2 protein-coding genes are annotated in these 650 nt (G+C 66.3%); both read left to right on the top strand.

The window, feature by feature from the left end; genetic code table 11:
* Positions 1-201: hypothetical protein (locus tag CK944_RS23885; RefSeq protein WP_371411696.1), on the top strand; the 201-nt coding region annotated here is incomplete at its 5' end.
* A gap of 63 nt (positions 202-264) precedes the next feature.
* The coding region (locus CK944_RS22470) for a hypothetical protein (RefSeq protein ID WP_103175213.1) at positions 265-650 on the top strand (386 nt) is incomplete at its 3' end.

Here is a 650-nt window from a genome sequence, read left to right as displayed (position 1 = left end):
GCCGATCCCGGTGACGGCTTGACCGTCGAGGAACGGGAAGCCTTGCGGGCCTTTGCAGCCGAGCATGGCCGGTGCTGGAAGGCCGAACTGCGACAGCAATGGATGAACGCCAGTGCCAGCCCCGTTCTTCACAGCCTGCGCAACCGGCTTGGGCCATCCTGGCTTGTCCGGTTCCGCCTTGATCGTCGCGCGAAGGCATGACGTGAACCACGGCGGCAGGGTGTTTGCGCCCTGCCTGCCTCTCGCGCGAAGGAGGTTGCCCCCATGCGTTTCAAGCGATGCGAACGTCACCAGTTCACCGATACCAGCCGCAAGCGGGCCGCGCTGCGCCGCAAGCAGCGCCTTGAACGGGAAGCCCTGCCCTTGCTGGCCGACCTTGTGGCCGAAGCGCAGCCGTCCGAGGATGAAGTGATGCAAGCCCGTGCGATCCAGTGGCTTGAACAGGAACGCCGCAGCCGCACGCGCAGGGCCGAACGCTGGCGCGAAGCCCGCCGCCGCTTGGCAGGCTTTTCTGCCAATGAGCGGGCCGTCCTGCGCGATGCGTGGAACCGCGCCCCTTACCCCGCCGATCCGGTCTACCTTCTGGATTTCCTGCACGGCTACAGCCTGGGCCGGTTTACACTGGACCAGATGCCGTTCGACCTTGTGGC

Source organism: Paracoccus sp. SY (genome assembly GCF_002901215.1).
Classification (GTDB): Bacteria; Pseudomonadota; Alphaproteobacteria; order Rhodobacterales; family Rhodobacteraceae; genus Paracoccus; species Paracoccus acridae.
The sequence above is the reverse complement of the archived record's forward strand: the minus strand, read 5'-3'. Positions and strand labels throughout refer to the sequence as shown.